Source organism: Mesorhizobium sp., from assembly GCF_004963255.1.
GTDB lineage: Bacteria > Pseudomonadota > Alphaproteobacteria > Rhizobiales > Rhizobiaceae > Mesorhizobium.
In genome coordinates, this window is the sequence record NZ_SUGA01000050.1 from 1 (window position 1) to 24,260 (window position 24,260).

At 63.8% G+C, this 24,260-nt stretch carries 23 protein-coding genes; 13 read left to right on the forward strand and 10 right to left on the reverse strand.

The features are described from left to right. Nucleotides 1–58 precede the first annotated feature (58 nt). Nucleotides 59–1,480, reverse strand: coding sequence for an MFS transporter (locus E5X34_RS30125; protein WP_292572543.1), 1,422 nt, complete (start codon nt 1,478–1,480; stop codon nt 59–61). Between the two features lie 212 nt (nt 1,481–1,692). Here E5X34_RS30125 and E5X34_RS30130 point away from each other — a divergent pair, with 212 nt between their 5' ends. From E5X34_RS30130 to E5X34_RS30150, 5 genes are all read left to right on the forward strand, one after another. Then, nucleotides 1,693–1,938: a type II toxin-antitoxin system prevent-host-death family antitoxin gene (locus tag E5X34_RS30130; protein ID WP_127873837.1), complete on the forward strand. Its 246-nt coding sequence runs from the start codon at nt 1,693–1,695 to the stop codon at nt 1,936–1,938. Next, complete coding sequence (locus E5X34_RS30135) at nt 1,935–2,384, forward strand: PIN domain-containing protein (protein ID WP_292572549.1); 450 nt, start codon at nt 1,935–1,937, stop codon at nt 2,382–2,384. Before E5X34_RS30130 ends, E5X34_RS30135 begins: the two co-directional genes overlap by 4 nt. Before the next feature lie 140 nt (nt 2,385–2,524). Next, on the forward strand, nt 2,525–4,027 hold the full coding sequence (guaB, locus tag E5X34_RS30140; RefSeq protein WP_292572551.1) for an IMP dehydrogenase: 1,503 nt from the start codon (nt 2,525–2,527) through the stop codon (nt 4,025–4,027). A gap of 67 nt (nt 4,028–4,094) precedes the next feature. After that, complete coding sequence (locus tag E5X34_RS30145) at nt 4,095–4,622, forward strand: hypothetical protein (RefSeq protein ID WP_292572623.1); 528 nt, start codon at nt 4,095–4,097, stop codon at nt 4,620–4,622. A gap of 66 nt (nt 4,623–4,688) precedes the next feature. Next, a complete protein-coding gene (locus E5X34_RS30150) occupies nt 4,689–5,108 on the forward strand; it encodes an MAPEG family protein (RefSeq protein ID WP_292572554.1) in 420 nt (139 codons plus the stop codon). 1 nt (nt 5,109) lies between these two features. Here the strand turns inward: E5X34_RS30150 and rnd are convergent, their stop codons facing one another. Next, nucleotides 5,110–6,261, reverse strand: a complete 1,152-nt coding sequence (gene rnd / locus E5X34_RS30155; protein ID WP_292572556.1) for a ribonuclease D — start codon at nt 6,259–6,261, stop codon at nt 5,110–5,112. 181 nt (nt 6,262–6,442) lie between these two features. Continuing rightward, complete coding sequence (locus E5X34_RS30160) at nt 6,443–7,669, reverse strand: MFS transporter (RefSeq protein WP_292572559.1); 1,227 nt, start codon at nt 7,667–7,669, stop codon at nt 6,443–6,445. 118 nt (nt 7,670–7,787) lie between these two features. Between E5X34_RS30160 and E5X34_RS30165 the strand changes: the two genes are divergently transcribed. After that, entirely contained in the window at nt 7,788–8,546 is a 759-nt protein-coding gene (locus tag E5X34_RS30165) for a DeoR/GlpR family DNA-binding transcription regulator (RefSeq protein ID WP_292572562.1), read from the forward strand. Between the two features lie 108 nt (nt 8,547–8,654). After that, the gene (gene aspS, locus E5X34_RS30170) at nt 8,655–10,451 is read left to right on the forward strand and encodes an aspartate--tRNA ligase (protein WP_292572564.1); all 1,797 of its coding nucleotides are present in this window, start codon (nt 8,655–8,657) and stop codon (nt 10,449–10,451) included. A gap of 95 nt (nt 10,452–10,546) precedes the next feature. Here the strand turns inward: aspS and E5X34_RS30175 are convergent, their stop codons facing one another. Then, a complete protein-coding gene (locus tag E5X34_RS30175) occupies nt 10,547–11,737 on the reverse strand; it encodes a hypothetical protein (protein ID WP_292572566.1) in 1,191 nt (396 codons plus the stop codon). 113 nt (nt 11,738–11,850) lie between these two features. Here E5X34_RS30175 and E5X34_RS30180 point away from each other — a divergent pair, with 113 nt between their 5' ends. The 3 genes from E5X34_RS30180 (at nt 11,851) to E5X34_RS30190 (ending at nt 15,857) form a co-directional block, all read left to right on the forward strand. Beyond that, nucleotides 11,851–12,054 carry a hypothetical protein gene (locus tag E5X34_RS30180; protein ID WP_292572568.1) on the forward strand — a complete coding sequence of 68 codons (204 nt, stop codon included), beginning with the start codon at nt 11,851–11,853 and terminating at the stop codon, nt 12,052–12,054. A gap of 99 nt (nt 12,055–12,153) precedes the next feature. Beyond that, entirely contained in the window at nt 12,154–14,409 is a 2,256-nt protein-coding gene (parC, locus tag E5X34_RS30185) for a DNA topoisomerase IV subunit A (protein ID WP_292572571.1), read from the forward strand. Between the two features lie 248 nt (nt 14,410–14,657). Next, nucleotides 14,658–15,857 (forward strand): AI-2E family transporter, encoded by a 1,200-nt coding sequence (locus E5X34_RS30190; RefSeq protein WP_292572575.1) that lies wholly within the window; start codon nt 14,658–14,660, stop codon nt 15,855–15,857. Here the strand turns inward: E5X34_RS30190 and E5X34_RS30195 are convergent. From E5X34_RS30195 to E5X34_RS30210, 4 genes are all read right to left on the reverse strand, one after another. Beyond that, nucleotides 15,845–16,741 carry a DMT family transporter gene (locus E5X34_RS30195; protein WP_292572579.1) on the reverse strand — a complete coding sequence of 299 codons (897 nt, stop codon included), beginning with the start codon at nt 16,739–16,741 and terminating at the stop codon, nt 15,845–15,847. The genes E5X34_RS30190 and E5X34_RS30195 overlap by 13 nt on opposite strands. A 125-nt stretch (nt 16,742–16,866) precedes the next feature. Beyond that, complete coding sequence (locus E5X34_RS30200) at nt 16,867–17,631, reverse strand: arginyltransferase (protein WP_042640082.1); 765 nt, start codon at nt 17,629–17,631, stop codon at nt 16,867–16,869. Between the two features lie 148 nt (nt 17,632–17,779). After that, nucleotides 17,780–18,250, reverse strand: coding sequence for an RDD family protein (locus tag E5X34_RS30205; RefSeq protein WP_292572582.1), 471 nt, complete (start codon nt 18,248–18,250; stop codon nt 17,780–17,782). A gap of 106 nt (nt 18,251–18,356) precedes the next feature. Next, on the reverse strand, nt 18,357–19,034 hold the full coding sequence (locus tag E5X34_RS30210) for an isoprenylcysteine carboxylmethyltransferase family protein (protein ID WP_292572585.1): 678 nt from the start codon (nt 19,032–19,034) through the stop codon (nt 18,357–18,359). A gap of 190 nt (nt 19,035–19,224) precedes the next feature. Between E5X34_RS30210 and sthA the strand changes: the two genes are divergently transcribed. Continuing rightward, nucleotides 19,225–20,613, forward strand: a complete 1,389-nt coding sequence (sthA, locus tag E5X34_RS30215) for a Si-specific NAD(P)(+) transhydrogenase (protein ID WP_292572588.1) — start codon at nt 19,225–19,227, stop codon at nt 20,611–20,613. A 65-nt stretch (nt 20,614–20,678) separates the two neighbouring features. On the opposite strand, the gene E5X34_RS30220 is transcribed toward sthA, so the two are convergent. Beyond that, nucleotides 20,679–21,338, reverse strand: coding sequence for an alpha/beta hydrolase (locus E5X34_RS30220; protein ID WP_292572591.1), 660 nt, complete (start codon nt 21,336–21,338; stop codon nt 20,679–20,681). Nucleotides 21,339–21,543: 205 nt separating this feature from the next. Here E5X34_RS30220 and opgC point away from each other — a divergent pair, with 205 nt between their 5' ends. Continuing rightward, nucleotides 21,544–22,740 (forward strand): OpgC domain-containing protein, encoded by a 1,197-nt coding sequence (opgC, locus tag E5X34_RS30225; RefSeq protein WP_292572594.1) that lies wholly within the window; start codon nt 21,544–21,546, stop codon nt 22,738–22,740. Between the two features lie 63 nt (nt 22,741–22,803). Here opgC and E5X34_RS30230 read toward each other — a convergent pair whose 3' ends face one another. Further along, nucleotides 22,804–23,883 (reverse strand): LacI family DNA-binding transcriptional regulator, encoded by a 1,080-nt coding sequence (locus tag E5X34_RS30230; RefSeq protein WP_292572597.1) that lies wholly within the window; start codon nt 23,881–23,883, stop codon nt 22,804–22,806. A 177-nt stretch (nt 23,884–24,060) separates the two neighbouring features. Here E5X34_RS30230 and E5X34_RS30235 point away from each other — a divergent pair, with 177 nt between their 5' ends. Beyond that, nucleotides 24,061–24,204 carry a hypothetical protein gene (locus tag E5X34_RS30235; RefSeq protein ID WP_292572600.1) on the forward strand — a complete coding sequence of 48 codons (144 nt, stop codon included), beginning with the start codon at nt 24,061–24,063 and terminating at the stop codon, nt 24,202–24,204. The last annotated feature ends 56 nt before the right edge of the window (nt 24,205–24,260 follow it).

Below are 24,260 nucleotides of genomic sequence, written 5' to 3' on the forward strand. Positions count from 1 at the left end.
CTACCGAATCACCAACTCAGTTCCGTGCAAAGCCCTCACAAGGGGAGAAGGGAAAGGCTCACTTCCCCGCCGTGCTCACCGTTTCCAGGGTCTTCGGCGTGGCCAGCAGGCCATGGCCCGAGACGGCGCTGCCGGCCTCCGGCGCAAGCCGCATGAAGGTGATCGAGGCGGCCGCCGAGACGGCTGCCACGATGAAGAAGGCGATGTGGAAGTCGCTCAAGGTCAGCGGCCCGCCATGGATCGAGGTCGACACTTCGAGGATGCCGCCTGCCAGCGCCACGCCGAGCGCGATCGACAATTGCTGGAAGACCGCCGTGATCGGTGTCGCCTTGCTGGTGTCGGCGGGCGTGATTTCGGCATAGGAAAGCGCGTTGACGCCGGTGAAGAACATCGAGCGGATAAAGCCGCCGACCAAAAGGATCGCCAGCATCAGCGCGTAGGGCGTGTCAGGCGTGAACAGGCCGTAGATGGCGATCGAGGCGGCGGCGACCAGCGAGCCCCAGATCAGCACGCGCCGGAAACCGGCGAGCCGGAAGAGCAGCGCGGTCACGAACTTCATGCCGATGGCGCCGATTGCGGAGACGAAGGTGATCATGCCGGACTGGAACGGCGTCAGCCCGAAGCCGATCTGGAACATCAGCGGCAGAAGGAACGGCACCGCGCCGATGCCGATGCGAAACAGCGAGCCGCCGAGCACGGAGGATCGGAAGACCTGGTTGCGGAACAGCTCCAGCGCCAGCAGCGGGTTCTTCGCGCGGCGGGCGTGGATGAGATAGAGCACGCCGGAGATCAACCCGACCGCCACCGTGATGAAGCCGGCCATCGGCGGCAGCGCCGGCAGGCTGACGACGGAAAGGCCAAAGACGACGCCGGACGCCGCGAGCCCGCTGAGTACAAATCCCGGAAAATCGAGCGGCGGCGTCTCGGCTGGCGCGGTTTCAGGCAGGAACCGCGTGGCAAGCCAGATGCCCAGCAGCCCGATCGGCACGTTGATCAGAAAGATCCAGTGCCAGGTCAAATAGGTGGTGATGAAGCCGCCGATCGGCGGGCCGACCAGGGGGCCGACCAGCGCCGGCACGGTCAGCCAGGACATTGCCGCCACCAGCTCGCTCTTCGGCGTGGCGCGCACGAGCACGAGGCGGCCGACCGGCGTCATCATCGCGCCGCCTATGCCTTGCAGGAAGCGCGACACCACGAAAGCCGGCAGCGAATTGGAAAAGGCGCAGGCGACGGAGCCGGCGATGAAGACGCCGATCGCGGCGCGAAACACGGTCTTGGCCCCGAACCGGTCCGCCATCCAGCCACTGATCGGAATGAAGATCGCCAGCGAAACCAGATAGGCCGTCAGCGCCAGCTTCAGCGCGATCGGGCTGGTGTGGATGTCGACGGCGATCGCCGGCAGCGACGTCGCGATCACGGTCGAATCCATGTTCTCCATGAAAAGCGCGACCGCCAATATGAGCGGGATGATGCGGTTCAAAGGGAAACGCCCTGATTTGTCTTCGCGAATCTCGGGCCAGGCTTGGGGGCGAGCCGGCATATGCCCGGGCGGTTATCACGCATCGGCCCGGGTGTCGCATTAAATTGCTGTCACTTTTGCGCGAACACACCACTGGTGATCATCGCAACTGCTTGCCAAAGGTGACGCCGATCACTATTGTAGTGAATATAACTACAATCCAGGTGCAAATTATGGATGAAGCAGTTTCTGCTGCCGAAGCCAATCGCAAGTTTTCCCTCATTCTTCGCGGCGTGCGGGATGGCCAGAGCTATGTCGTGACCAGTCATGGCCGGCCTGTCGCCCGGATTGTGCCCGCCGAGAAGAGCGAAGGCGTGGCTTCCCGCTCGCGGGCGTCGCTGCTGTCGCGTCTCAGGCGCCAGCCTGTTGTCGACGCCGGAAAATGGACCCGGGACGAGCTTTATGAGGACGACCGGTGAAGGTCGCAATCGACACCAATGTCCTTGCCTATGCTGAAGGTGTGAGCGACGCGGAAAAACGTGAGATCGTCCTCGAACTGCTGGCTAACGTTCCGCAAGAGGGGACGGTCATTCCTGTTCAGGTTATTGGCGAATTGTTCGACGTGTTGGTGCGCAAGGCAGGTCGATCGCATGCAGAAGCCCGGGACGCACTTCTGAACTGGCGCGATGCATTCCCGGTTGCCGGGACGACGCCCGAGGCGATGATGATGGCCGTGGACCTTGCCGCAGACCATCGCTTCGGCATTTGGGATGCGGTCATTCTGTCCACAGCCTCGCAATCGGGTTGCCGGTTGCTCTTGTCGGAGGACCTGCAACATGGCTTCACTTGGGGCGGAGTCACCATCGTCAATCCCTTTGTGTCACCGCGCCACGAGTTGCTCGACGACCTGCTGGGCACCAGATAAGAAGCACGCGCGCCGCGCAACGACCGGCTTTTCATTGTCGACAGGACGTGTTACCAGCCAGCGCCAATCCTGAAAGGGAAGATGAGAGTCGGCGCTGGCCAATCGGCCCAGCGCCTTTTCCGCATTCAAAAGGACTGGCCATGGGAAAAATCATCGAAACGTCCACCGGCGCCCTGGCGCTGACCTTCGACGACGTGCTCTTGCAGCCCGGCCATTCCGAGGTCATGCCGGGCGAAACCGACATCCGCACCCGCATCGCCGGCGATATCGACCTCAACGTGCCGATCCTGTCGGCCGCCATGGACACCGTCACCGAGGCGCGGCTGGCGATTGCCATGGCGCAGGCCGGCGGCATCGGCGTCATCCACCGCAACCTGACCCCGGCCGAGCAGGCCGAGCAGGTCCGGCAGGTGAAGAAATTCGAATCCGGCATGGTGGTGAACCCGGTCACCATCGGTCCGGACGCCACGCTTGCCGACGCGCTGGCGCTGATGCGCGCCAACAGCATTTCCGGCATTCCAGTGGTGGAGAATGGCGGCACCGGCGGCCACACGGTCGGCCGCCTGGTCGGCATCCTCACCAACCGCGACGTGCGCTTCGCCTCCGATCCGGCGCAGAAGGTCTATGAGCTGATGACCCGTGAGAACCTGATCACGGTCAAGGAGAATGTCGACCAGGACGAAGCCAAGCGCCTGCTGCACAAGCACCGCATCGAGAAGCTGGTGGTGGTCGACAGGAACGGCAATTGCGTCGGCCTGATCACCGTCAAGGACATCGAGAAGTCGCAGCTCAATCCGCATGCCACAAAGGACGCACAAGGGAGGCTGCGCGCCGCCGCCGCCACCAGCGTCGGCGATGACGGCTTCGAGCGCGCCGAGCGCCTGATCGACGCCGGCGTCGACCTGCTTGTCATCGACACAGCGCACGGTCATTCGCAGCGCGTGCTGGATGCGGTGGCGCGGGCCAAAAAGCTCTCCAACTCCGTGCGCATCCTGGCCGGCAACGTCGCCACCGCCGACGGCACGCAGGCGCTGATCGATGCCGGCGCCGACGCTGTCAAGGTCGGCATCGGCCCGGGCTCGATCTGCACCACGCGAATCGTTGCCGGTGTCGGCGTCCCGCAGCTTTCGGCGATCATGTCGGCGGTCGAGACGGCCGGCAAGGCCGGCGTCAGCGTCATTGCTGACGGCGGCATCAAATATTCGGGCGATCTCGCCAAGGCGCTCGCCGCGGGCGCGAGCGCGGCCATGATCGGTTCGCTGCTTGCCGGCACGGACGAGAGCCCGGGCGAGGTCTATCTGCACCAGGGCCGCTCCTTCAAGGCTTACCGCGGCATGGGCTCGGTCGGCGCCATGGCGCGCGGCTCGGCCGATCGCTACTTCCAGGCCGAGGTCCGCGATACGCTGAAACTGGTTCCGGAAGGCATTGAAGGGCAGGTTCCCTACAAAGGACCTGTGGCTGGCGTGCTGCACCAGCTTGCGGGCGGCCTGAAAGCCGCTATGGGTTATGTGGGTGGACGTGACCTTGCAGACTTTCGCGAGCGCGCCACCTTTGTGCGCATATCCAATGCCGGACTTCGTGAAAGCCACGCCCATGACGTCACGATCACCCGCGAAAGCCCCAATTACCCGGGCGGAATTTGATCGGGAGGCCGACCAGTCCGACCGCCAGGGCGGACTGTGGCGTGCTTTGAGTTTGGCGGTGCTGCGGCTGTCGCGACACGCGGCGGCGCTCTCCATCGCCTCGATTGCGCTTTTCCTGGCCATGACGGCGCTGGAGTTCCTCTATTTCCAGCGCTTGAGCGGCGGCCTGGCCTCGCTCGACATCCGCGTCGCCGGTTTCACCCCCGACGAAGGCATGGCCTGGCTCACGGCGCTCGGCCGGCGCGGCGGCGAGATCATCATCGTCTGGCACTATTTGACCTTCGATCTCCTGTTCCCGGCGCTGCTGTCGCTGACGCTGGTGAGCCTCATCCTTGTTTACGGGCGGCGGCTCAGCACGTTCCGCGCCATGTCGGCGCAGTTGCAGGCACTGTTCTCGCTGGTGCTGGTGCTTCCCTACGCGGTCGCCGACTACGCCCAGAACTTCGCCGTCGCGCGGCTCTTGTCCGATTTCCAATCGGCCAATCCCGATTCGCTCGCCTTCGCTTCCTTGCTGACCGTCACCAAATTCGCGCTGCTGGCGATCCCGGTCTTCGTTATCGCAGTCTTCGCGCTGGCCGGACAGCGACGGCGCTAAAGCAGTTCCAGGAAGAGTGTAAAACGGTTTTCCGTCCGCAGTCGCGTTAAGGAAAGGGAGGGCCCGATGCGCCAGACCGCCATCTTCTGGCCGATGCTGGCGCACGTGCTACTGGTCTATATCGTCTATCTGGTAATGCTCAAACGGCGATACGGGGCTGTGAAATCAGGCGAAGCCAGGGTCAGCCAGTACAAGCTCCGCTCGACCGAACCCGCTTCGAGCGTCACCGTCGCCAACAATCTGATCAACCAGTTCGAGCTGCCGGTTCTCTTCCACGTGCTCTGCCTGGCGCTGTTCGTCACCAACGGCGTAAACTATCTGACGCTGGCGCTGATGTGGCTGTTCATCCTCACGCGCTATGTGCACGCCTGGGTGCATCTCAACGGAAACCATGTGCCGCACCGCACCAGCGTCTTCTTCCTCGGCGCGGGGATACTTCTCATCGCCTGGATCTGGTTCGCGCTGCACCTGCTTGGAGCGGTGTAGCTTAAAGATCGAACACCGCAATCCTGCGCTTGTCGAACTTGATGCCAATCTCGCCGCCCACCAGCCTCAGCGCCTGCTCGCCGAAGACGGCGCGCCGCCAGCCCTGCAGCGCCGGCACGTCGGCTTCGTCGCCCTCGGCCGCGATGCGGTCGATATCGTCGCTGGAAGCCAGCACCTTGGTCGCGACGCCTTCCTTTTCGGCGACGATCCTGAGCAGCACCTTGAGCAGCTCCGCCGCCGCGTTCGATCCTTCCGGCGGCTGCACGCTCTTCGGCAGTTTCGGCATCGCATCCTTGGGCAGCGCGAGGGCGGCGTTGACCGCGCCCAGCAGCGCGGTTGCCGTCGCGGAGCGTTCCCAGCCCTTCGGGGTGGTGCGCAGCTTGCCGAGCGCCGCCGCGTCGCGCGGCGCCTGTTGCGCGATCTCGTAGATCGCGTCGTCCTTGAGCACGCGGCCGCGCGGCACATCGCGCTCGCGCGCCTCGCGCTCGCGCCAGGCGGCCACCGCCTGCACGATCGCCAGCTCCTGCGGCTTGCGCAGCCGCATCTTCAGCCGTTTCCAGGCATCCTCGGGATGCGGATCGTAGGTCTCGCGCGAAGTGAGGACATCCATTTCCTCGTTGAGCCAATGGCCGCGGTTCTCGCGCTTCAGCTCGGCGCTGAGATGCTGGTAGACCTTGATCAGATGGGTGACGTCGGCAAGCGCGTATTCGAGCTGCTTGTCGGAGAGCGGCCGGTGCCGCCAGTCGGTGAAGCGCGACGACTTGTCCAAGCGCGCCCCCGTGACCTTCTGCACGAGCTGGTCGTAAGAAACGCTGTCGCCGAAGCCGCAGACCATCGCCGCCACCTGGGTGTCGAACACCGGATGCGGCACGAGATTGCCGAGATGGACGATGATTTCGATGTCCTGGCGCGCCGCGTGAAAAACTTTCAGCACCGCTTCATTGGCCATCAGCCGGAAAAACGGCTTCAGGTCGATGCCGGGCGCCAACGGATCGATAAGCGCCTCGATCCCAGGCGCGGCGATCTGGATCAGGCAAAGGATCGGCCAGAAGGTCGTCTCGCGGATGAATTCGGTATCGACGGTAACGAATTCCGCCTTTTCGAACGCCGCGACAACGCTCTCGAGTTCTTCTTGTGTGGTGATGACGCGCATCAAATCGCTTCTGGCACAATATTAGGCCCCTTTCAATTTCAGCCGCGCGCGCTTTCGTCAAGCCGCCGCAACGTAAGCGGTAGCCCGATCGCCGGGTTCTCCCATGCGAAATCGCACGACGCACCAGCGCGCCAAGCCGCCATACCCTCAGGCCGTCATGGTCCGCTCCGCCAAGAGCCGTTCATGCCTCATAGGCCCGCGCCGGCACTCGCTCTCTTGTCGAACCGGATACCGCGCCGTCCGGAACAGCGCTCGACGATGGCCGTCGACCGAGCGCGCCCGCTGCCGCCAGGCTGAGCAGGATGAACGGTATGCCGATGCCATAGGCCGAGCGGATGCCCCAATGGTCCGACACGAAGCCGAGCAGCGGCGGCCCAAGCAGGAAGGCGACGAAGGAGATCTGCGACAGCGCCGCCACATTGATCGCCGCGGGGCGGTCGGTGCGCTGAGCCGCCGCCGAGATCGCCAGCGGGAAGATGGCGCTGCTGCCGATGCCCAGAAGCGCAAAGCCCAGCATCGAAATGAAGGGCAGGGGCGAGAAAAAGACGGTGAAGACGCCGGCCATCATCGTCGCCAACAGCACGCGCGCCACGCCGCTCGGCGAGTGGCGGTCGACGAAGCTGTCGGCGAAGAACCGCGTCGTCGCCTGCGAGAAGGCGAACAGCGCCACGGTAAAGCCGGCGGTGAGCGGGCCGGATTCGAACACCGTGCGCATATAGATCGCCGACCAGTCCATGCTGGCGCCTTCCATCAGCATCGCCGACAGCGTCACCGCGACCAGGACGAGGATCGGCAGCGTGGGGCGCGCGAATATCGGCGCTTCGTCGCTGGTCGCGGCGAACCGCGCCGGCGCCGGCTCGAAGCCGCCGAGGAACAGCGTCATCGCAACCGCCACCATCGGCACCACGAGCGCCAGATGCAGTTGCGGCGACAGGCCGAGATGCGCCAGCGCGCCGCCGAACAGGCCGGCGCCGAAGAAGCCGATGCTCCAGAAGGAATGCGCCCGGTTCATGATGCGGCGCTGGAGCAGGAACTCGGTCCTGTCGGCCTCGACATTCAAGATGATCTCGATGCTGCCGATCATCAGCCCGACCGGAAGCAGCATCAGGAACAGAGACGCCGGGCCAGGCGCGTGCACCGCTATTGCATAGGCCAGGCCAAGCAACGGCACCAGCCAAAGCAGCGCGCGGCGAAAGCCTACACGCTCCAGGACCGGCGCTGCCAGCGTCAGCGCGATCAGCGTGCCGATCGGCGTGCCGATCAGGGCGAGCCCGAGCGTGCCATCCTCGATCCGCATGGCTCGCTTGATGTCGGGCAGGCGCGGGAAGATGTTGCCCATGGCAAAGGAATAGACCGCAAAGCCCGCATAGACGCGGTGCTGCGGAGCGAGTTTCAGGCCAAGGGTCATCGCGGGCATCCAACAACAGGGAGATACGGCGGGCGAACTCCTGGACCCGCTCACGACTCTGTTTCTTGCATGAATAGGCAAAACATGCAATAACGTGCACAAATAAATAGGATCGTGCATGCTCACCGAAGAACGCCACCAACTCATTCGCGATCAGCTTGCGGCGGACGGAAAGGTGCTGGCCGGCGAACTCGCCAGCCGCTTCGGCGTCTCGGAAGACACGGTGCGCCGCGATCTCAGGGAATTGGCCAAGGCCGGGCAGCTGCGCCGGGTCTATGGCGGCGCGGTCGCCTCGGCGCCCTTTGCCGCCGCGACGCTCAGCCAGCGCAGCGGACATGCGGTCGAGGAAAAGACGCGCCTGGCGAAAGCGGCAGTGGGGCTGCTCGTGGCGGGGCAGTCCCTGTTCATCGATGGCGGCACTACCAATGAAGCCATCGCCAGGGCAATCCCGCGCGATATGGAACTGACCATTGCCACGAATTCGCTGGGCGTCGCCTCGGCGCTGGCCGATCGTCCTCTGGTCGAACTGATCGTGCTCGGTGGCCGCTATGTTCCCGAGCTCGGCACCTGTGTGGGCGCCGATACGCTGGCCGCCGTGGCCCAGCTCGGCGCCGATCTGTTCTTTCTGGGCTCCTGCGGTCTGGATGCCGCTCGCGGCGTGACCGCCTTCGATTCGGCCGAAGCTGAGGTGAAACGCGCCATGGCGAAAAACAGCGCCGGCATCGTCATTGCCGTCACCAACGACAAGCTTGCGACTGCTGCGCCCTATCGTGTCGCCGGTGCCGATGCGATCCGCCATCTCGTGGTGGAAAAGACCGCGCCTGCCGCCACGCTCGCCGATTTCCAAAGCCAAGGCGCGCAAATCCACTTTGCCTGAGCTGAAGCGCGCCTGTGTGAGCGCTTGCCTTGACAAAGCCGGCCTCTCATGCGCTTTTCGCGCCAATTTTCGAGCCGGGCTGGTGCCCGCAATTTCCGGACTTTACCCATGACCACGCATCGTTACCGCAGCCACACCTGTGCCCAGTTGAGAAAGAGCGACGTCGGCAATTCCGTCCGCCTGTCGGGCTGGGTGCATCGCGTGCGCGACCATGGCGGGCTGCTCTTCATCGATTTGCGCGACCATTACGGCCTGACCCAGATCGTCGCCGATCCGGATTCGCCGGCCTTCAAAGTGGCCGAGACGGTGCGCGGCGAATGGGTGATCCGCGTCGACGGCGAGGTCAAGGCGCGGCTGCCGGAGACGGTGAACGCCAATCTGCCGACCGGCGAGATCGAGATTTTCGCGCGCGAGATCGAGGTGCTGTCGGCCGCCAAGGAACTGCCGCTGCCGGTGTTCGGCGAGCCGGAGTACCCGGAAGACATCCGCCTAAAATACCGCTTCCTCGACCTGCGCCGCGAGACGCTGCATCGGAATATCGTGGCGCGGACAAAAATCATCGCCGAGATGCGCAAGCGCATGGGCGAGGTCGGCTTCACCGAATTTTCGACGCCGATCCTGACCGCGTCGTCGCCAGAAGGCGCGCGCGACTTCCTGGTGCCGTCGCGCATCCATCCCGGCACCTTCTATGCGCTGCCGCAGGCGCCGCAGCAGTATAAGCAGCTGATCATGGTGTCCGGCTTCGACCGCTATTTCCAGATCGCGCCCTGTTTCCGCGACGAGGACCCGCGCGCCGACCGGCTGCCCGGCGAATTCTACCAGCTCGACCTGGAGATGAGCTTCGTCGAGCAGGACGACGTGCTCTCCACCATGGAGCCGGTGCTTCGCGGCGTCTTCGAAACCTTCGCCAACGGCAAGCCGGTAACCCAGAAATTCCGCCGTATTCCCTATGACGAGGCGATGCGCACCTATGGCTCCGACAAGCCGGACCTGCGCAACCCGATCGAGATGCAGGCGGTCTCGGATCATTTCCGCGATTCCGGCTTCAAGGTCTTTGCCAACATCCTGGCCAACGATGCGAAGGCCGAGGTCTGGGCCATTCCGGCCAAGACCGGCGGCAGCCGCGCCTTCTGCGACCGCATGAACTCCTGGGCGCAGAGCGAGGGCCAGCCGGGCCTCGGCTACATCTTCTGGCGCAAGGAAGGCGAAAAACTCGAAGGCGCCGGCCCGCTGGCCAAGAACATCGGCGAGGAACGGACCGAGGCGATCCGCCAGCAACTCGGCCTTGCCGACGGCGATGCCGCCTTCTTCGTCGCCGGCGATCCGAAGAAGTTCGTCACTTTCGCGGGCGCCGCGCGCACCCGCGCCGGCGAGGAGCTGAACCTCGTCGACCGCGAGCGGTTCGAGCTGTGCTGGATCGTCGACTTCCCGTTCTTCGAATGGAACGAGGACGAGAAGAAGATCGATTTCGCGCATAACCCGTTCTCCATGCCGCAGGGCGGCATTGACGCGCTGAACGGGCAGGAGCCGCTCGGCATCAAGGCGTTCCAGTACGACATGGTCTGCAACGGCTTCGAGATCGCGTCGGGCGGCATCCGCAACCATCTGCCGGAAACCATGGTCAAGGCTTTCGAGATGGTCGGTCTCGACCGCGCAACCGTGGAAGAGCGCTTCGGCGGCCTCTATCGCGCCTTCCAGTATGGCGCGCCGCCGCATGGCGGCATGGCGGCCGGTGTCGACCGCATCGTCATGCTGCTCGTCGGGGCCAAGAACCTGCGCGAGATCACCATGTTCCCGATGAACCAGCAGGCTTACGACCTCTTGATGAACGCGCCGTCGGAAGCGACCCCGCAACAGCTGCGCGAGCTGTCGCTGCGCGTCGCGGTTACGAAGAAGGAAGGCTAGGACTCCCAGCCAGCCTTTGTTTCTTCTAAGAAGTCGGCCCGACAAAAAAGCCCGGCATCACTGCCGGGCTTTTTGTTTGGAGCTGACGTGTTCGATCAGTCCTGGTTCGCTTTGACCTTGACGCCGAGCGTCTTGGGCAGGTCGAGCGGGTTGGACATGGCGCCGGCCATGATCAGCGCGAACGGCACCGACGACGGCGGCTCGGCCGAGATTTCCAGGCTCTTCGGATTGTCGAGGAAGGTGTTGACCGCCGACGAGACTTCCGCCGTCAACTCGGGATTGTTGAGCTGCGCCATGCCGAACGGCACGATCGCCTTGGCCTGGTTGGCGACGTCCTTGGCCGACATGCCCTGTTGCTTGCCGACATAGTCGAGCACCTTGCCGGTGAGCGAATCGTCCTCGAAGCGCACCGATGCGCCGTTGAAGGAAAGCTGCTGCATCAGGCCGAGCATGGCCATGCCCTGCGCGGAATTGTCGGCGCCTTCCGGCTGCGAGGCGAGCTGCTTCTGCATCGCCTGCATCGACTTGATGAAATCGACCGTGTAGCCGCCGAGGTTGAAGGTCATGCCGAGCGTGCCGGCATTCTCGACCGAGATGTCATATTTCGACAGCTCCATCTTGCCGTCGCTCGGCTGCCATGTGCCGGCCATGGCAATGTTGCCCGAGATGTTCTGGTAGCCGAGTGCCTCGATCGCCTCCTTCGACTTGGGATCGTCGATCAGCGAGAGATCCGCGGTGAATTTCTCGGTGTTGGCGGTGAAGTCCATCGCCTTGCCGTCGGCCGGCGGGGTGATCTGGACCGCAAGCCCGTCCATCGCGAAGGCCGTCTTGTCCCCGACCTTGACCGTCACGTTGGAGAGCTCCGCCGACTTGTACATCATCAGCGAGCCGAGCGGATCGGTGCTGCCTTCGGCCGGGACTTTCATGTCGTGGATGACCACCGGGCTAAGGTCGAGCGTCACGCCGTCCTTGCTGTGTTCGAAGGGCGAGGTCGAGACGGTGGCGATCGCATAGCCGCCATTGGTCTCGGTCACACCTTCCAGCTTCACGTCGCCGATTGGCAGCGCTTCCTTCTCGGCTGCCGGCTTGATGGAGACGCCCTGCAGCACGGCGTTGGAATCGTCGCCCGAGACACCGGTCCACGAAATCTCGACGCCCTGGGCGGCAAGGGCTGCCTTGATACGCTCGGCCACCGCCGGATCGGCGGCGAAGGCCGCATTAAGAGGCAGCGTCAGCAGAAAGGTCGAAAAAGCCAGTTTCTTGAGCGTTGAGCGTTGGATTGTCATGGCGAGTTCCCTGTCCTGATTTGGCTATGATGAAATTGTTTTGAAACCTGCTCCATCACCATTCCGTGACGAACGGGACGGGAAGAAGGCATTTTCCGGCACATGTGTCGAAAATGGCGACGAAAAGCAAACGCCGGCTGGCAGTCATTGCGCGACGCGGTGAATTTGTCATGAAGATCGCGGCTTTCCTCCGCCAGCGCGTTGCATGCCAGATAGAGGCCGCGTGTAACGAGTTGATGTTGGCCGGCGTCATGGTGCCGCCGCAGCCTGTTGCAGATCGGTGGCAAATTGCAGCCGCGGCTCCGTCGCTTCAGTGAAGCCCTTCACATCGCCGGTTGTGTGTTTGCAGCCGCGACCAAAGCGCCGATGTTCACGCGGCGCTTGCCGCGAATCACCCGCTCGGCTAGTCCAAATCCATGGGAAAGAGGCTTTTGCCGCCCGATGACAATGGCGGCGGCGACAAAATCGAACCGGTCGATCTGAAGGAAGCGCTCGAGCGGCGCTATCTCGCTTACGCGCTGTCGACCATCATGCACCGGGCATTGCCGGATGTGCGCGACGGACTGAAGCCGGTCCATCGCCGCATCATGCATGCCATGCGGCTGCTCAGGCTCAACCCCGATCAGGGTTTTGCCAAATGCGCCCGCATCGTCGGCGACGTGATGGGCAAATTCCATCCGCATGGCGACCAGTCGATCTACGACGCGCTGGTGCGCTTGGCGCAGGATTTCTCGATGCGCTACCCGCTGGTCGACGGGCAGGGCAATTTCGGCAACATCGACGGCGATAACGCCGCCGCCATGCGCTACACCGAGGCGCGCATGACGGAGGTGGCGAGCGAGCTACTTGCCGGCATCAATGAAGACGCGGTCGATTTCCGCCCGACCTACAATGAAGAGGACGAGGAGCCGTCCGTCCTGCCGGGCGCCTTCCCGAACCTGCTCGCCAACGGCTCCTCGGGCATTGCCGTCGGCATGGCGACCTCGATCCCGCCGCACAACGCCGCCGAACTCTGCGATGCCGCTCTCCATCTGATCGAACATCCGGAAGCGCCGGTAGCGAAGCTGATGGATTTCGTCCAGGGGCCTGATTTCCCGACCGGCGGCATCATCGTCGACAGCCGCGCCTCGATCCTCGAAGCCTATGAGACGGGCCGCGGCGGTTTTCGCGTGCGCTCGAAATGGGGCCAGGAGGATCAGGGCAGGGGCACCTGGAGCATCGTCGTCACCGAGATTCCTTACGGCGTCCAGAAGGCCAGGCTGATCGAGAAGATCGCCGAGCTTCTGATGGCGCGCAAGCTGCCGCTGCTCGAAGACATCCGCGACGAGAGCGCCGAGGACATCCGCATCGTGCTGGTGCCGAAGAGCCGCACCGTCGATCCCGGCCTGCTGATGGAATCGCTGTTCAAGCTCACCGAGCTCGAAAGCCGCTTCCCACTCAACATGAACGTGTTGTCGCGCGGCAAGGTGCCGAACGTGCTCTCGCTGAAGGGCGTGCTGAAGGAGTGGCTCGACCATCGTCGCGACGTTCTGGTCCGCCGCTCGAAATATCGTCTCGGCGAGATCGAAAAGCGGCTGGAAATCCTCGCCGGCTACCTGATCGCCTATCTCAACATCGACGAGGTGATCAGGATCATCCGCGAGGAGGATGAGCCTAAGCAGGTGATGATGGCCCGCTGGTCGCTCACCGACAACCAGGCCGAAGCCATCCTCAACATGCGCCTGCGCGCCTTGCGCAAGCTGGAAGAGATCGAGATCCGCAAGGAGTTCGACGGGCTCACGGCGGAGAAGAAGCAGATCGAGGCGCTGCTCGCGTCCGACGCCAAGCAATGGGCGACGATCAAGTGGGAAGTCACGCAGCTTCGCGACAAGTTCGGCCCCGAGACCGAGCTCGGCAAGCGCCGCACCCAGTTCGCCGACGCGCCGGAGCACGATCTCACCGACATCGCGCATGCGATGATCGAACGCGAGCCGGTCACGGTCGTCGTCTCGGAAAAGGGCTGGCTGCGCGCCATGAAGGGCCACCTGACCGATTATTCGCAGCTCGCCTTCAAGGAAGGCGACAGCCTGAAGCTTGCCTTCCATGCCCAGACCACGGACAAGATCCTGGTCTTCACCACCGGCGGCAAGTTCTACACCATCGGCGCCGATCGGCTGCCGGGCGGCCGCGGCCATGGCGAGCCGATCCGCATCATCGTCGACATGGAGAACGACCAGGACATCGTCACCGCTTTTGTCCATGATCCGAAGCGCAAGCTGCTGTTGGTGTCATACGACGCCAATGGTTTCGTCGTTTCGGAGGAAGAGGTCGTCGCCAACACCCGCAAGGGAAAGCAGGTCATGAACGTCAAGGCGCCGGACGAAGCCAAGCGCTGCATTCCGGTGGCGGGCGACCACCTCGCCATTGTCGGCGAGAACCGCAAGATGCTGGTCTTCCCGCTCGCCGAAATCCCGGAAATGGCGCGCGGCAAGGGCGTGCGCCTGCAGAAATACAAGGACGGCGGCGTGCTGGACCTGAAGACCTTCACGCTGGAGACCGGGCTCTCCTGGCAGGATTCGGCCGACCGCACCTTCACCAAGTCGCGCGAGGAACTCGCCGAGTGGATCGGCGCCCGCGCCGCCGCCGGCCGCATGGTGCCGAAGGGCTTCCCGCGGACGGGGAAGTTTGGGTAGTGCCAAATCTCCCCCTTGAGGGGAGATGTCGCCGAAGGCGACAGAGGGGGTCGCCGCGCGTAGAGCGCCGACCTTCTCTGTTGGCGAAGGGCGCCGGCGTTTCACGCGCAGCGACCCTCTCTGGCCTGCCGGCCATCTCCCCCTCAAGGGGGGAGACACCCAAGTCATTTGGACTATCGTCACGATTGCTGCACTATGATGGTGCATAAGCATTCCTTGAATTCATCGGGTAGGGGAGAAACGCGCGCTTGAAGCGGGCTGAAATCCAGAAGCCGGGGCAACGCCTGTTCGGCCTGTCGACGCCGCTCAGGGCTGCCGTCATCCCGCCGCTGTCGGCGGCGCGCTGGCTCCTGGTGCTGATAGTCGCCGCCGGCGTTTATTTCTTCCACGGCTTCCTGTTCCCGGTTCTGGCCGCGCTCGTCATCGCCTTCGCCAGCTGGCCGCTCTACCGCCGCCTGCTCGTCGCCGTCGGCGGCAACCGCACCATAGGCGCGACGCTTGCGATCCTTTTCATCCTCACCTTCCTGGTGGTGCCGATCGCGCTGGCCGGCACCTATGCCATCAACGAGCTGCGCGAGTGGGTCACCTGGGCGATCGAGACCAATCGGCACGGCGCGGTGACGCCGGGCTGGATTGCCACAATGCCGGTCATCGGCGAGTGGCTGAACGAGCAGTGGACATCCTATCTTGGCCATCCCGGTGGCATCGGTGAACTGATCCAGGCGGTCAGCGGCTCCAATATCGGAAGCATCTATCGCGGTGCTTTGGCTGCTGGCGGCAGTGCCTTCAGCCTGCTGCTGACGCTTCTGTTCATGATGATCGCGCTGTTCTTCGCCTATCGCGACGGCGAGTCTTTCGCGGCCCAGGTCGATCGCTTGGGCGAGCGCATCCTGCCGACGCGCTGGGAGCGCATCTCGCGCGTCGTGCCGGCGACCATCTCCTCGACCGTGACGGGTATGACAATCATCGCCATCGGCGAAGGCCTTGTGCTGGGCATCGCCTATTGGCTCGCCGGCGTGCCGTCGCCGGTGACACTTGGCGCGCTCACCGGCATCATGGCGCTGATCCCCGGCGGGGCGCCGCTCTCCTTCACCCTGGTGTCGATCTACCTCGCCGCCAGCGGCAAGCTGTTCGCCGGCGCCGCACTGTTCACCTGGGGCGCGGTCGAACTCTTCATCGTCGACAAGACACTGCGGCCCAAGCTCGTTGGCGGGCCGATCAAATTGCCCTTCCTGCCGACGTTCTTCGGCCTGATAGGCGGCGTCAAGACGATGGGCTTCCTCGGCCTGTTCATCGGCCCGGTGCTGATGGCGCTGCTCGTCGCCATCTGGCGCGAATGGCTGCGCGAGGTGGAATTGATGGACGAGATTCCTTCGGTCGCCGGCAGAACCGACCCGCCGGCCCAGATCGAGGCGGCGGCCGAGCCGAGGAAGATTCAGGCCGGGTGAACCATGGCAAGCGCCGCCCGCCTCTTGCGGCCTTCATGCAATTGCCACAGCGAATGCGCCACCAGCGTCACGATCAGGATCGTGCCGCCGATCAGGCTGTTGCGCGTGGGAGCCTCGGCGAAGATCAGCCACACCCATACTGGGGCGAACACGGTTTCCAGCAGGTAGAACATCGCCACTTCCGGCCCTGAAATGTATTTCGGCCCATTGGCCAGGCAGAAGAACGAGATCGGCATGATCACGGCGCCGTTGAAGATGATCCACCACGGCGCGTTCACGTGGAATCCTTCGCCCGAAACCATGAAGGCGGCGAGCGCCAGCGGCAGGATGACGCCGACCAGCCCGGTGAAGCCCATGTCCTCGCCGCTGGCGCGCGAGATGGTGATGGCGAGCGCGACGAAGAAGGCTGAGCAAAGCGCCATGAAGTCGCCGAACAGATGCCCGGTTCCGACCGAGCCGCCGACGATGATCAGCACGCCGAGGATCATCGCCAGCATGGCGATTACGGTCGCAATCCGCGGTCTTTCCTTGAGGAAGAGCCACGACAGCAGCGCCGCGAACACGGTGTTGAAGGCCAGGATGAAGACGAGGTCGGCGGTCGAGGTGTGATAGACCGCGGTGACGAATGTTATCCCGGTCATGCCGTAGCAGAATGCCACGGCAAGCCCCGACCAGCCTGGAATGAGCTTCGGCGCGTTCCTGTCGAACGACCGCCAGATCGCCCACATCACCAGCCCCGCCAGCAAGGTGGTGCCGGTGCGCAGCAGCATGATCGTCCAGGGTGTGCCGTCGGCAAGCCGGATCAGCGGTATGTCTATGGTCAGTGTCAGGCCGCCGATGGCGGTGATCAGCAGACCTTTTTGGTGGTCGGTATGAGTGGACACGCGGGCAATCTCGCAAAGCAACTTGAGGGGACGCAAAGCGGCCGTGACGCAGTCGTTCCAGCCTGACGGCCGAAAGACCAGCGTCCTCCTCCTTGAAACAGTTTAAGGGTGAAGCGTGAGGCGGTTCAGCGACTGACCGCTTCGTGGTCGTAGCGTTCCCAGCCTTTCGGGCCGAGATGCTCCTGCGGCATGAAACGCATCTTATAGTTCATCTTGCGCGAGCCGTTGACCCAGTAGCCGAGATAGACGTGGGGCAGGCCCATTGCCTTGGCACGGGCGATGTGGTCGAGGATCATGAAGGTGCCGAGCGAGCGGTCCTCGAGGTCGGGATTGAAGTAGGAATAGACCATCGACAGGCCGTCGGCCATCTTGTCGGTCAGCGCCACGGCGATCAGTTCGCCCTGGCCTTTGCCGGTGATGAAGGTGTCGGGCCCACGACGCCGGTATTCGATGATCTTGGTGTCGACATGCGTGTCTTCCACCATCATCGCGTAGTCGAGCACGGTCATGTCCGACATGCCGCCACGGCGATGGCGGGCGTCGAGATAGCTGCGGAAGAGAGAGTATTGCTCGGTCGAGGGCTGCGCGTCATGCATGGCGCCGACGAGATCGGCATTGTGCTGGATGACGCGGCGCATGTTGCGGCTGGGGTCGAATTCCTGCGCCAGGATGCGCACCGACACGCAGGCGCGACAGGACTCGCAGGCCGGGCGATAGGCGATGTTCTGCGAGCGCCGGAAGCCGCCTTGCGTCAACAGGTCGTTCATCTCCGGCGCCTTGTCGCCGACAAGGTGCGTGAACACCTTGCGCTCGAACTGTCCCTCCAGATAGGGGCATGGTGACGGCGCGGTCAGGAAGAACTGCGGCGACTGGGTCGGATGCTGCGTCATCTAATCTTGGAAACGCTCCTGCGAATCGCCCTACCTTTGGCCCGGCCGGCGAAAAATTCAACAGGATTGTGCGGCCGCGGCCTCTGCGGCCTGTTCATATTGAGAGACAGGCGGCTTGGTTGTTCGATGGATGCGGCTGTTGACACCGTCAGATGTCGGTGCGGGTGACCACGGTGCCGAGTAGCAGATCGTGCAGCGTGCGCTTGCGGTCGGAAAACAGCGTGACCAGCAGCGCCAGCGGCGTCAGGATGACGTTGCCGGCCCAGAACAGAACGGAATGCACCACCGCCGTCATGCCGTCGATGCGGCTGCCGTCGAGCTTCTCCAGGCGGATGCCCATGATCTTCATGCCGGTCGTCGCCTGGTCACGGCTGCCCAGCGTGTTCCAGATGTAGAGGATGGCGACCATCGGCACCAGCACCGAAAACAGCGCCCAGCCGAGGCCGAAGGTCAAAAGCCCGAGAATGGCCACCAGTATGGCAAAGGGAATGGTCAGCAGCGCGACGAAGAAATAGTCGAGCAGGAAGGCAAAGATGCGCCTTGTCCGCACCCCGCGATAGGCGCGGGTGTCCTCGAACTTGGTCGTGATGATCTCACCATCCAAAACGCGTGCGTTCATGTCCGTTCCTCGATCGCCGCATCCGCATAAAGATGCCTGCCGCATTCTCAAATGGTGAGAGCGGCCCGAAATTCAAGGAACGTGCCCGCGGGCGGGCTGCGTGATCTCAGAAAATGCCGGGACAGAGCCTGTAGCGAACCCGCCCGAGATAGTGGCGATATTCTTCCGTTAGCGCCAGGATGCGTTCCTCGCGCAGGATGCGATGGACCTGGAATAGGGTGATGATCGCGTAGACGGTGAAATTGTAGAGCGAGAAGCTCGACAGCAGGAACAGGATGTGCCCCGCCAGGTAGCCCGCATAGATCGGATGCCGCACGTAGCGGTAGGCCCCGCCGGTGACGACGCCGCGATTGGCGGGCAGGATGGCGAAGGAGCGGCCAAGCGACATCTTGCCCCAGATGACCAGCCACAGGGCCAGGAACTGCAGCGGCGCCGCGATAAACAACGGAATGATGGCGGCGCCCTCCTGAAGCGAGACGAAGCCCGAGCCGAAACCCGCCGTCAGCGAAATGAATACCGTGAAAGGACTCCAGTCGCGGACAATCGGCCGCCGCGCCAGAAGCAGCCAGATGAAGGTAAGCGTCTCGGAGATCGTCAGCAGCAGGACGTTGAGGCGGCCCGGATCGACGATGACGTTGCTCACGCCGCGATAGACGAAGATCGCGGCGACGAGCAGCGCGATGAAACGAAACAGGCCTTCACGCAGATCCACGAAGACCGGGTGGGCCTGTAGGTCAGACAGGAATCCAGGCGCTGTGCCGGGCAAGGTATCGCTTTTGGACATGAAAACTCAGCCACCCCGTGGTTCCCTCGCTTATCACCATTGCACGCAAGCGTTGCCGTCGGGTTAAGTTCACGGTTCATACGGCCGCTTCTTCCAGATTTTCCGCGGTAGGCAGACGCGATAGGCAGTTGAATATGACGCCGCCGCCGGATTAGCTTGTTGCGGCGCACAAGATGCGGGGAAGGGGTTCATGGATTACGACATGCTGGTCATCGGCAGCGGCCCTTCGGGACGCCGCGCCGCCGTGCAATCGGCCAAGCTCGGCAAGTCGGTGCTGGTGGTCGATCGGGGCAGGCGTCTGGGCGGCGTCTCGGTGCATACCGGCACCATTCCGTCGAAGACGTTGCGCGAGACCGTGCTCAATCTCTCGGGCTGGCGCGAGCGCGGCTTCTACGGCCGCGGTTACCGGGTGAAGCAGGACATTTCGATCGGCGATCTGGTCGAACGGCTGCACAAGACCCTCGACCACGAGGTCGAGGTGTTGCAGCACCAGTTCATGCGCAACACCGTGAGGAGCGCGCGCGCCGCGGTTAAATTCCTCACGCCGAACAAGGCCAGCCTGACCGCCGACAATGGCGATTACAGCGAGGTCGGTTTTGCCAACGCGCTGATTGCCGTCGGCACCCGGCCGCACCGGCCGGCCGACGTGCCCTTCGACAGGAAGCGGATCTTCGACAGCGACGAGATGCTGGAACTCCACCACCTGCCGCGCACGTTGACGGTGATCGGCGCCGGCGTCATCGGCGTCGAATATGCCACCATCTTTTCGGCGCTCGACGTGCCGGTGACCTTGGTCGAGCCGCGCAACTCCATCCTGGATTTCATCGACCGCGAGATCGTCGACGACTTCATCCACCAGATGCGCGACCGCGGCATGACCATCCGGCTCGGCAGTCCGGTCAAGGAGATCGCCTCCAAACCCGACTATGCCGAGGTGACGCTCGCCGACGGCCGCACCATCCGCTCCGAGATGGTGCTCTACGCCGCCGGCCGCACCGGCAACATCGCCAGCCTCGGCCTCGACGCGATCGGCATCGAGGCCGACGCCCGAGGCCGGGTCAAGGTCGATCCGCAAACCTTCCAGACCAGCGTGCCGAACATCTACGCGGCCGGCGATGTCATCGGCTTCCCGAGCCTTGCCTCGACCTCGATGGAGCAGGGCCGGGTGGCGGCATGCCACGCCTTCGGCGTCAACTTGCCGCCGCCGCCGGAGAGCTTTCCCTATGGCATCTACGCTGTGCCGGAGATCTCGACGGTCGGCCTGTCGGAAGAGCAGGTGCGCGAGAGCGGCGATGCTTACGAGGTTGGACTGGCGCGTTTTCGCGAGACATCGCGCGGCCATATCATGGGCGTCTCAAGCGGTTTCCTGAAGCTGTTGTTCTCTGTCGAGACGCGCCGCTTGCTTGGCGCCCACATCGTCGGCGAGGGCGCCACCGAGCTCATTCATATCGGCCAGGCGGTGATCAATCTCGGCGGCACGGTCGACTTCTTCGTCAACAACACCTTCAACTATCCGACGCTGGCGGAAGCCTACAAGATCGCAGGCCTGGATGCCTGGAACCGGATGGGACGGGGGTAGAATTCCTCGAGCCGCCACGGGCCGAGCCGCCTCTGAAGGCGGCATTGCCCGGAAGGCGGGCGCGGTCAGGTCGCCGGCATGGGACCTGCCAGCCACTGCCGCGCGATCGCGGCGTCGGCGTCGCCGAATTCATGGCCCGAGGCGACGATGCGCGCGTCGACCTCGGCTCCCCGTGCGCTGAACAGCGTCACCAGAGCCGGCGCGAACGGGCCGTAGGTCTGGTCGGCGGCGCCGGCGATGATCAAGACACGCGTTCCGCCGAGATCGGTCATCGGCGAAGTGTCGAGCACCGGCATCGCTCGTAGAAGCGCCGCCTGCCGGACCAGGCCGGGATGGAGCAGCATCAGGCTGGAGACGACGTTGGCGCCGTTCGAATAACCAAGGAAGGTCGTGCGCCGCAGGTCGAGGCCATGGCGCACCGATGCTTCCACGGCGAATTCGGCATAGGCGGCGGTTTCGTCGCGGATGCTGGTCTGTTCGAAACTTGTCGGCGTGATTCGCTCGAACCAGCGGAAGCCGCCGTCCTGGGGGATGCGCCCACGCGCGGCAACCAGCGTCGCGTCAGGCCCGATCTTCTTTGCAAGCGGGATGAGCGTCATTTCGTCCACACCCGATCCGTGCAGCACAAAAAGGCATTCGCCGGCCGACTTTGCCGGCGTCACCACGCGGTAGCGAAAGCCAAGATCGCCGTACAGGATACTGTTTTCGTCGCTATATTCAGACACGCTCACATCCATTTGATTCCATGAGAGATTCGTTGATTTGCCGGCTTCAAAACGGAATATTTTCGCGCTCCGCGAAAGTTGATTGAACCAGGCGCATTTCAGTCCGTTTCAGCGCCGATACACCTCCCCGCGGGAGGAATCGAAGCGGTGCGCCCCGGGGGTCGCATTGCTGGCTATGAACAACCAGCTTTGAGGCCTTTTGTCGATGACCACCCCTGTTTCCAACGAACACGACAAGCGTAACGGAGAGCGTGACACACGTATCGACGTACTGCGCGCGCTCGCGCTGCTCACCATCTTCGTCGACCATGTGCCAGGCACGGTCTTCGAGAATTGGACCTACAAGAATTTCGGTTTTTCCGACGCGGCCGAAGCCTTCGTGCTGATCTCCGGCATCTCGGTGGCGCTGGCCTACGGCACGAAGTTCAAGCCGGGCGGCCGCCTGCTCGCGACGCTGAAAATGTGGCGGCGCGCCGGCGTGCTCTACATCGCCCACATCGTCATCACGATGGTGGTGATCGCGCTGTTTTGCGCCGCCGCGCTGTTCGCGCACCGGCCGGAAATGCTGACCATGATCAACATCGAGCCCTTGATGAAGAACACGCCGCAGGTGCTGCTCGGCATCGTCACGCTCGGCCACCAGCTCGGCTACAACAACATTCTGCCGGTCTATGCGGCGCTGCTTCTGGCGGCGCCGGCTTTCGTGCTGTTCGTCAGCTATCGGCCGGTGACGGCGCTGATCGTGTCAGGCCTGCTCTGGCTCGTCGCCGGCATCTGGCAGATCGCGCCGCCGAACTACCCGGAGCCGGGCCTCTGGTTCCTCAACCCGCTGTCCTGGCAGTTCCTCTTCAACATCGGCCTTACCGCCATGCTGCATGTGAAGCGGGGCGGGCGAATCCCGATCAATCCGTGGCTGCTTGGCGCCGCGGGCATCTACGCGGTTGGCGCGGCGATCTGGGTGCACAGCCCGCTCTGGGGCCAGATCACCTGGTTCAATCTGCCGGTGGTGATCGGCGGCTTCGACAAGACCTTCCTGTCGCTGCCAAGGCTGTTGCACATTCTGTCGGTCAGCTACCTGATCGTCGCGTTGCCGGCTGTCTCCAACCTCTTCCGCGTCAGGCCCGACAATCCGCTGGCCATTCTGGGCAAGCGCTCGCTGCCGGTGTTCATCGCCGGCACGCTGCTTGCGATGGCGGCGCAGGTGCTGAAGCTGATCAACCCGGGCGGCCCGGCTTACGATACGCTGCTGATCGCGGCCGGCATCGCCATGCAGTTCGCGCTTGCGCTCTATCTCGAATGGCTTGCCGGTCTTGGGCCGTCCCGCGGCAAGGCAGCGCGCGGGGAGGCTCCAAACAGGCCGTTCAGCGCGCAGCCGGTGCCGGCAAGGGCGGGAGGATACTGAAGCAATTCCAGGAGAAGTGCGGAGCGGTTTTCCGCTCGCAATTGCGCGACGCTACAAGAGCGCTCAGCCTTTGCGGGCCGGGCCGGTCGAGGCTCTGACGATCAGCTCGACACCCATCGTCTCGCGCCGCACCGTACCGTCATGGTCGAGGATCATGCGCGCGGCGCGGCGGCCGATCTCGGTGATCGGCTGGGCGATCGTGGTCAACGCGGGCGTGCACAGCGCGCCGTCCGGCACGCCGTCGAAACCGACGATAGAGACGTCGCCGGGTACGTTCAGGCCCCGCGCTTTCAGCCAGTCGATGGCGATCAGCGCCATGCGGTCCGACATCGCCAGGATAGCGGTTGGCGGTTCGTCCTTGGCGAAGATCGCCTCGAGGCCGGCTCTGGTGCTCTTTTCCTCATTCTCGGTCTCGTAGACCGGGATTTTCGTCGTATCGATGCCGAAGCGGGCAAGCTCCTCGAAATAGCCGGCAAGGCGGTCGCGTGTTCCGGTGTAGAGCGCGCCGCGCACGACGTCCGGCGTGGCGAAGCCGGTGCGGTTGTCGGCGAAGGCCAGCGACAGCACCGCGAAACGGCGATGGCCGAGTTCGGCCAGATGGCGCGCCGCGAGCCTCGCGCCCGCGACATTGTCGACGCCGATGGCCGAGACGGTCTCGTCCTGGAAGCCGAGCTCCAGCGCCACGAAGGGCAGCCTTCGCTCGCGCGTCAGGTCGACAAGGCGCGAGCCGCCTTCGATGCAGAACAGGATGAAGCCGTCGACAAGCGCGCTCTGGATGTTCCAGGCAAGCTTCTCCTGGTTGGCCGCCGACACCAGCGCGATGCCCGCGCCGGTGGCGTCGCAGGCTTCGGAAATGCCGGCCATCATCACGCGTGCGAACGGATCGTCGAAGAAGTAGGAGAGGGGCTCGGTGGTGGCGACGCCGATGGCGTTGACCTTGCCGGCGCGCAGCAGCCGGCCTTTCGGGTCCGGTCCGGCATAGCCCATCTGCTCCGCCACCGCCTTGACCCGTTCGCGCACTTCGGCGCGCACGATCTCGGGCCGGCTGAAAACATTGGAGGCCGTACCATGCGAGACGCCGGCGGCCTTGGCGATGTCGGCCAGCCTGATCGGTCTTGCCTGGCCTTCGAGGAGTGATGCCATGTCGTTCCTCCGAATCCGGTCACGTCACGACCATGACCGCTGAATTGCTGCCGGTCATCTAACATTTTTGTTGGATCGATTCAAATTTCAGTTGACGGCGGGCAAATGAGGCCTATGATTTGAATCGATCCAAGTTCCGTGCTCCATGGCGGAGCGAATTTCGACAGGAGGGATGCCATGCATCCGGTGAGCTATTTGTTCGAGGACATCTACCGCAACGACTGGGCCATCGCTTCGGCCGCTGTCAGCGAGAAGCGGCGAGGCAGGTCGAGTCCCTGGCGCCGCAAGCCGCGCTTCCTCGTGGAACGTAAGCGCGGCTGAGTCGCAGCCATTTTTCGCACCCGTACATTGGATCGATTCAAACCCAAGGAGAAGCA

Coding starts and splice junctions, on each gene's coding strand:
- E5X34_RS30130 (WP_127873837.1), top strand. CDS start 1,693: ATGGATGAAGCAGTTTCTGCTGCCGAAGCCAATCGCAAGTTTTCCCTC.
- guaB (WP_292572551.1), top strand. CDS start 2,525: ATGGGAAAAATCATCGAAACGTCCACCGGCGCCCTGGCGCTGACCTTC.
- E5X34_RS30150 (WP_292572554.1), top strand. CDS start 4,689: ATGCGCCAGACCGCCATCTTCTGGCCGATGCTGGCGCACGTGCTACTG.
- rnd (WP_292572556.1), bottom strand. CDS start 6,261: ATGCGCGTCATCACCACACAAGAAGAACTCGAGAGCGTTGTCGCGGCG.
- E5X34_RS30160 (WP_292572559.1), bottom strand. CDS start 7,669: ATGACCCTTGGCCTGAAACTCGCTCCGCAGCACCGCGTCTATGCGGGC.
- E5X34_RS30165 (WP_292572562.1), top strand. CDS start 7,788: ATGCTCACCGAAGAACGCCACCAACTCATTCGCGATCAGCTTGCGGCG.
- aspS (WP_292572564.1), top strand. CDS start 8,655: ATGACCACGCATCGTTACCGCAGCCACACCTGTGCCCAGTTGAGAAAG.
- E5X34_RS30175 (WP_292572566.1), bottom strand. CDS start 11,737: ATGACAATCCAACGCTCAACGCTCAAGAAACTGGCTTTTTCGACCTTT.
- E5X34_RS30180 (WP_292572568.1), top strand. CDS start 11,851: ATGGCGACGAAAAGCAAACGCCGGCTGGCAGTCATTGCGCGACGCGGT.
- parC (WP_292572571.1), top strand. CDS start 12,154: ATGGGAAAGAGGCTTTTGCCGCCCGATGACAATGGCGGCGGCGACAAA.
- E5X34_RS30200 (WP_042640082.1), bottom strand. CDS start 17,631: ATGACGCAGCATCCGACCCAGTCGCCGCAGTTCTTCCTGACCGCGCCG.
- E5X34_RS30205 (WP_292572582.1), bottom strand. CDS start 18,250: ATGAACGCACGCGTTTTGGATGGTGAGATCATCACGACCAAGTTCGAG.
- E5X34_RS30210 (WP_292572585.1), bottom strand. CDS start 19,034: ATGTCCAAAAGCGATACCTTGCCCGGCACAGCGCCTGGATTCCTGTCT.
- sthA (WP_292572588.1), top strand. CDS start 19,225: ATGGATTACGACATGCTGGTCATCGGCAGCGGCCCTTCGGGACGCCGC.
- opgC (WP_292572594.1), top strand. CDS start 21,544: ATGACCACCCCTGTTTCCAACGAACACGACAAGCGTAACGGAGAGCGT.
- E5X34_RS30230 (WP_292572597.1), bottom strand. CDS start 23,883: ATGGCATCACTCCTCGAAGGCCAGGCAAGACCGATCAGGCTGGCCGAC.
- E5X34_RS30235 (WP_292572600.1), top strand. CDS start 24,061: ATGCATCCGGTGAGCTATTTGTTCGAGGACATCTACCGCAACGACTGG.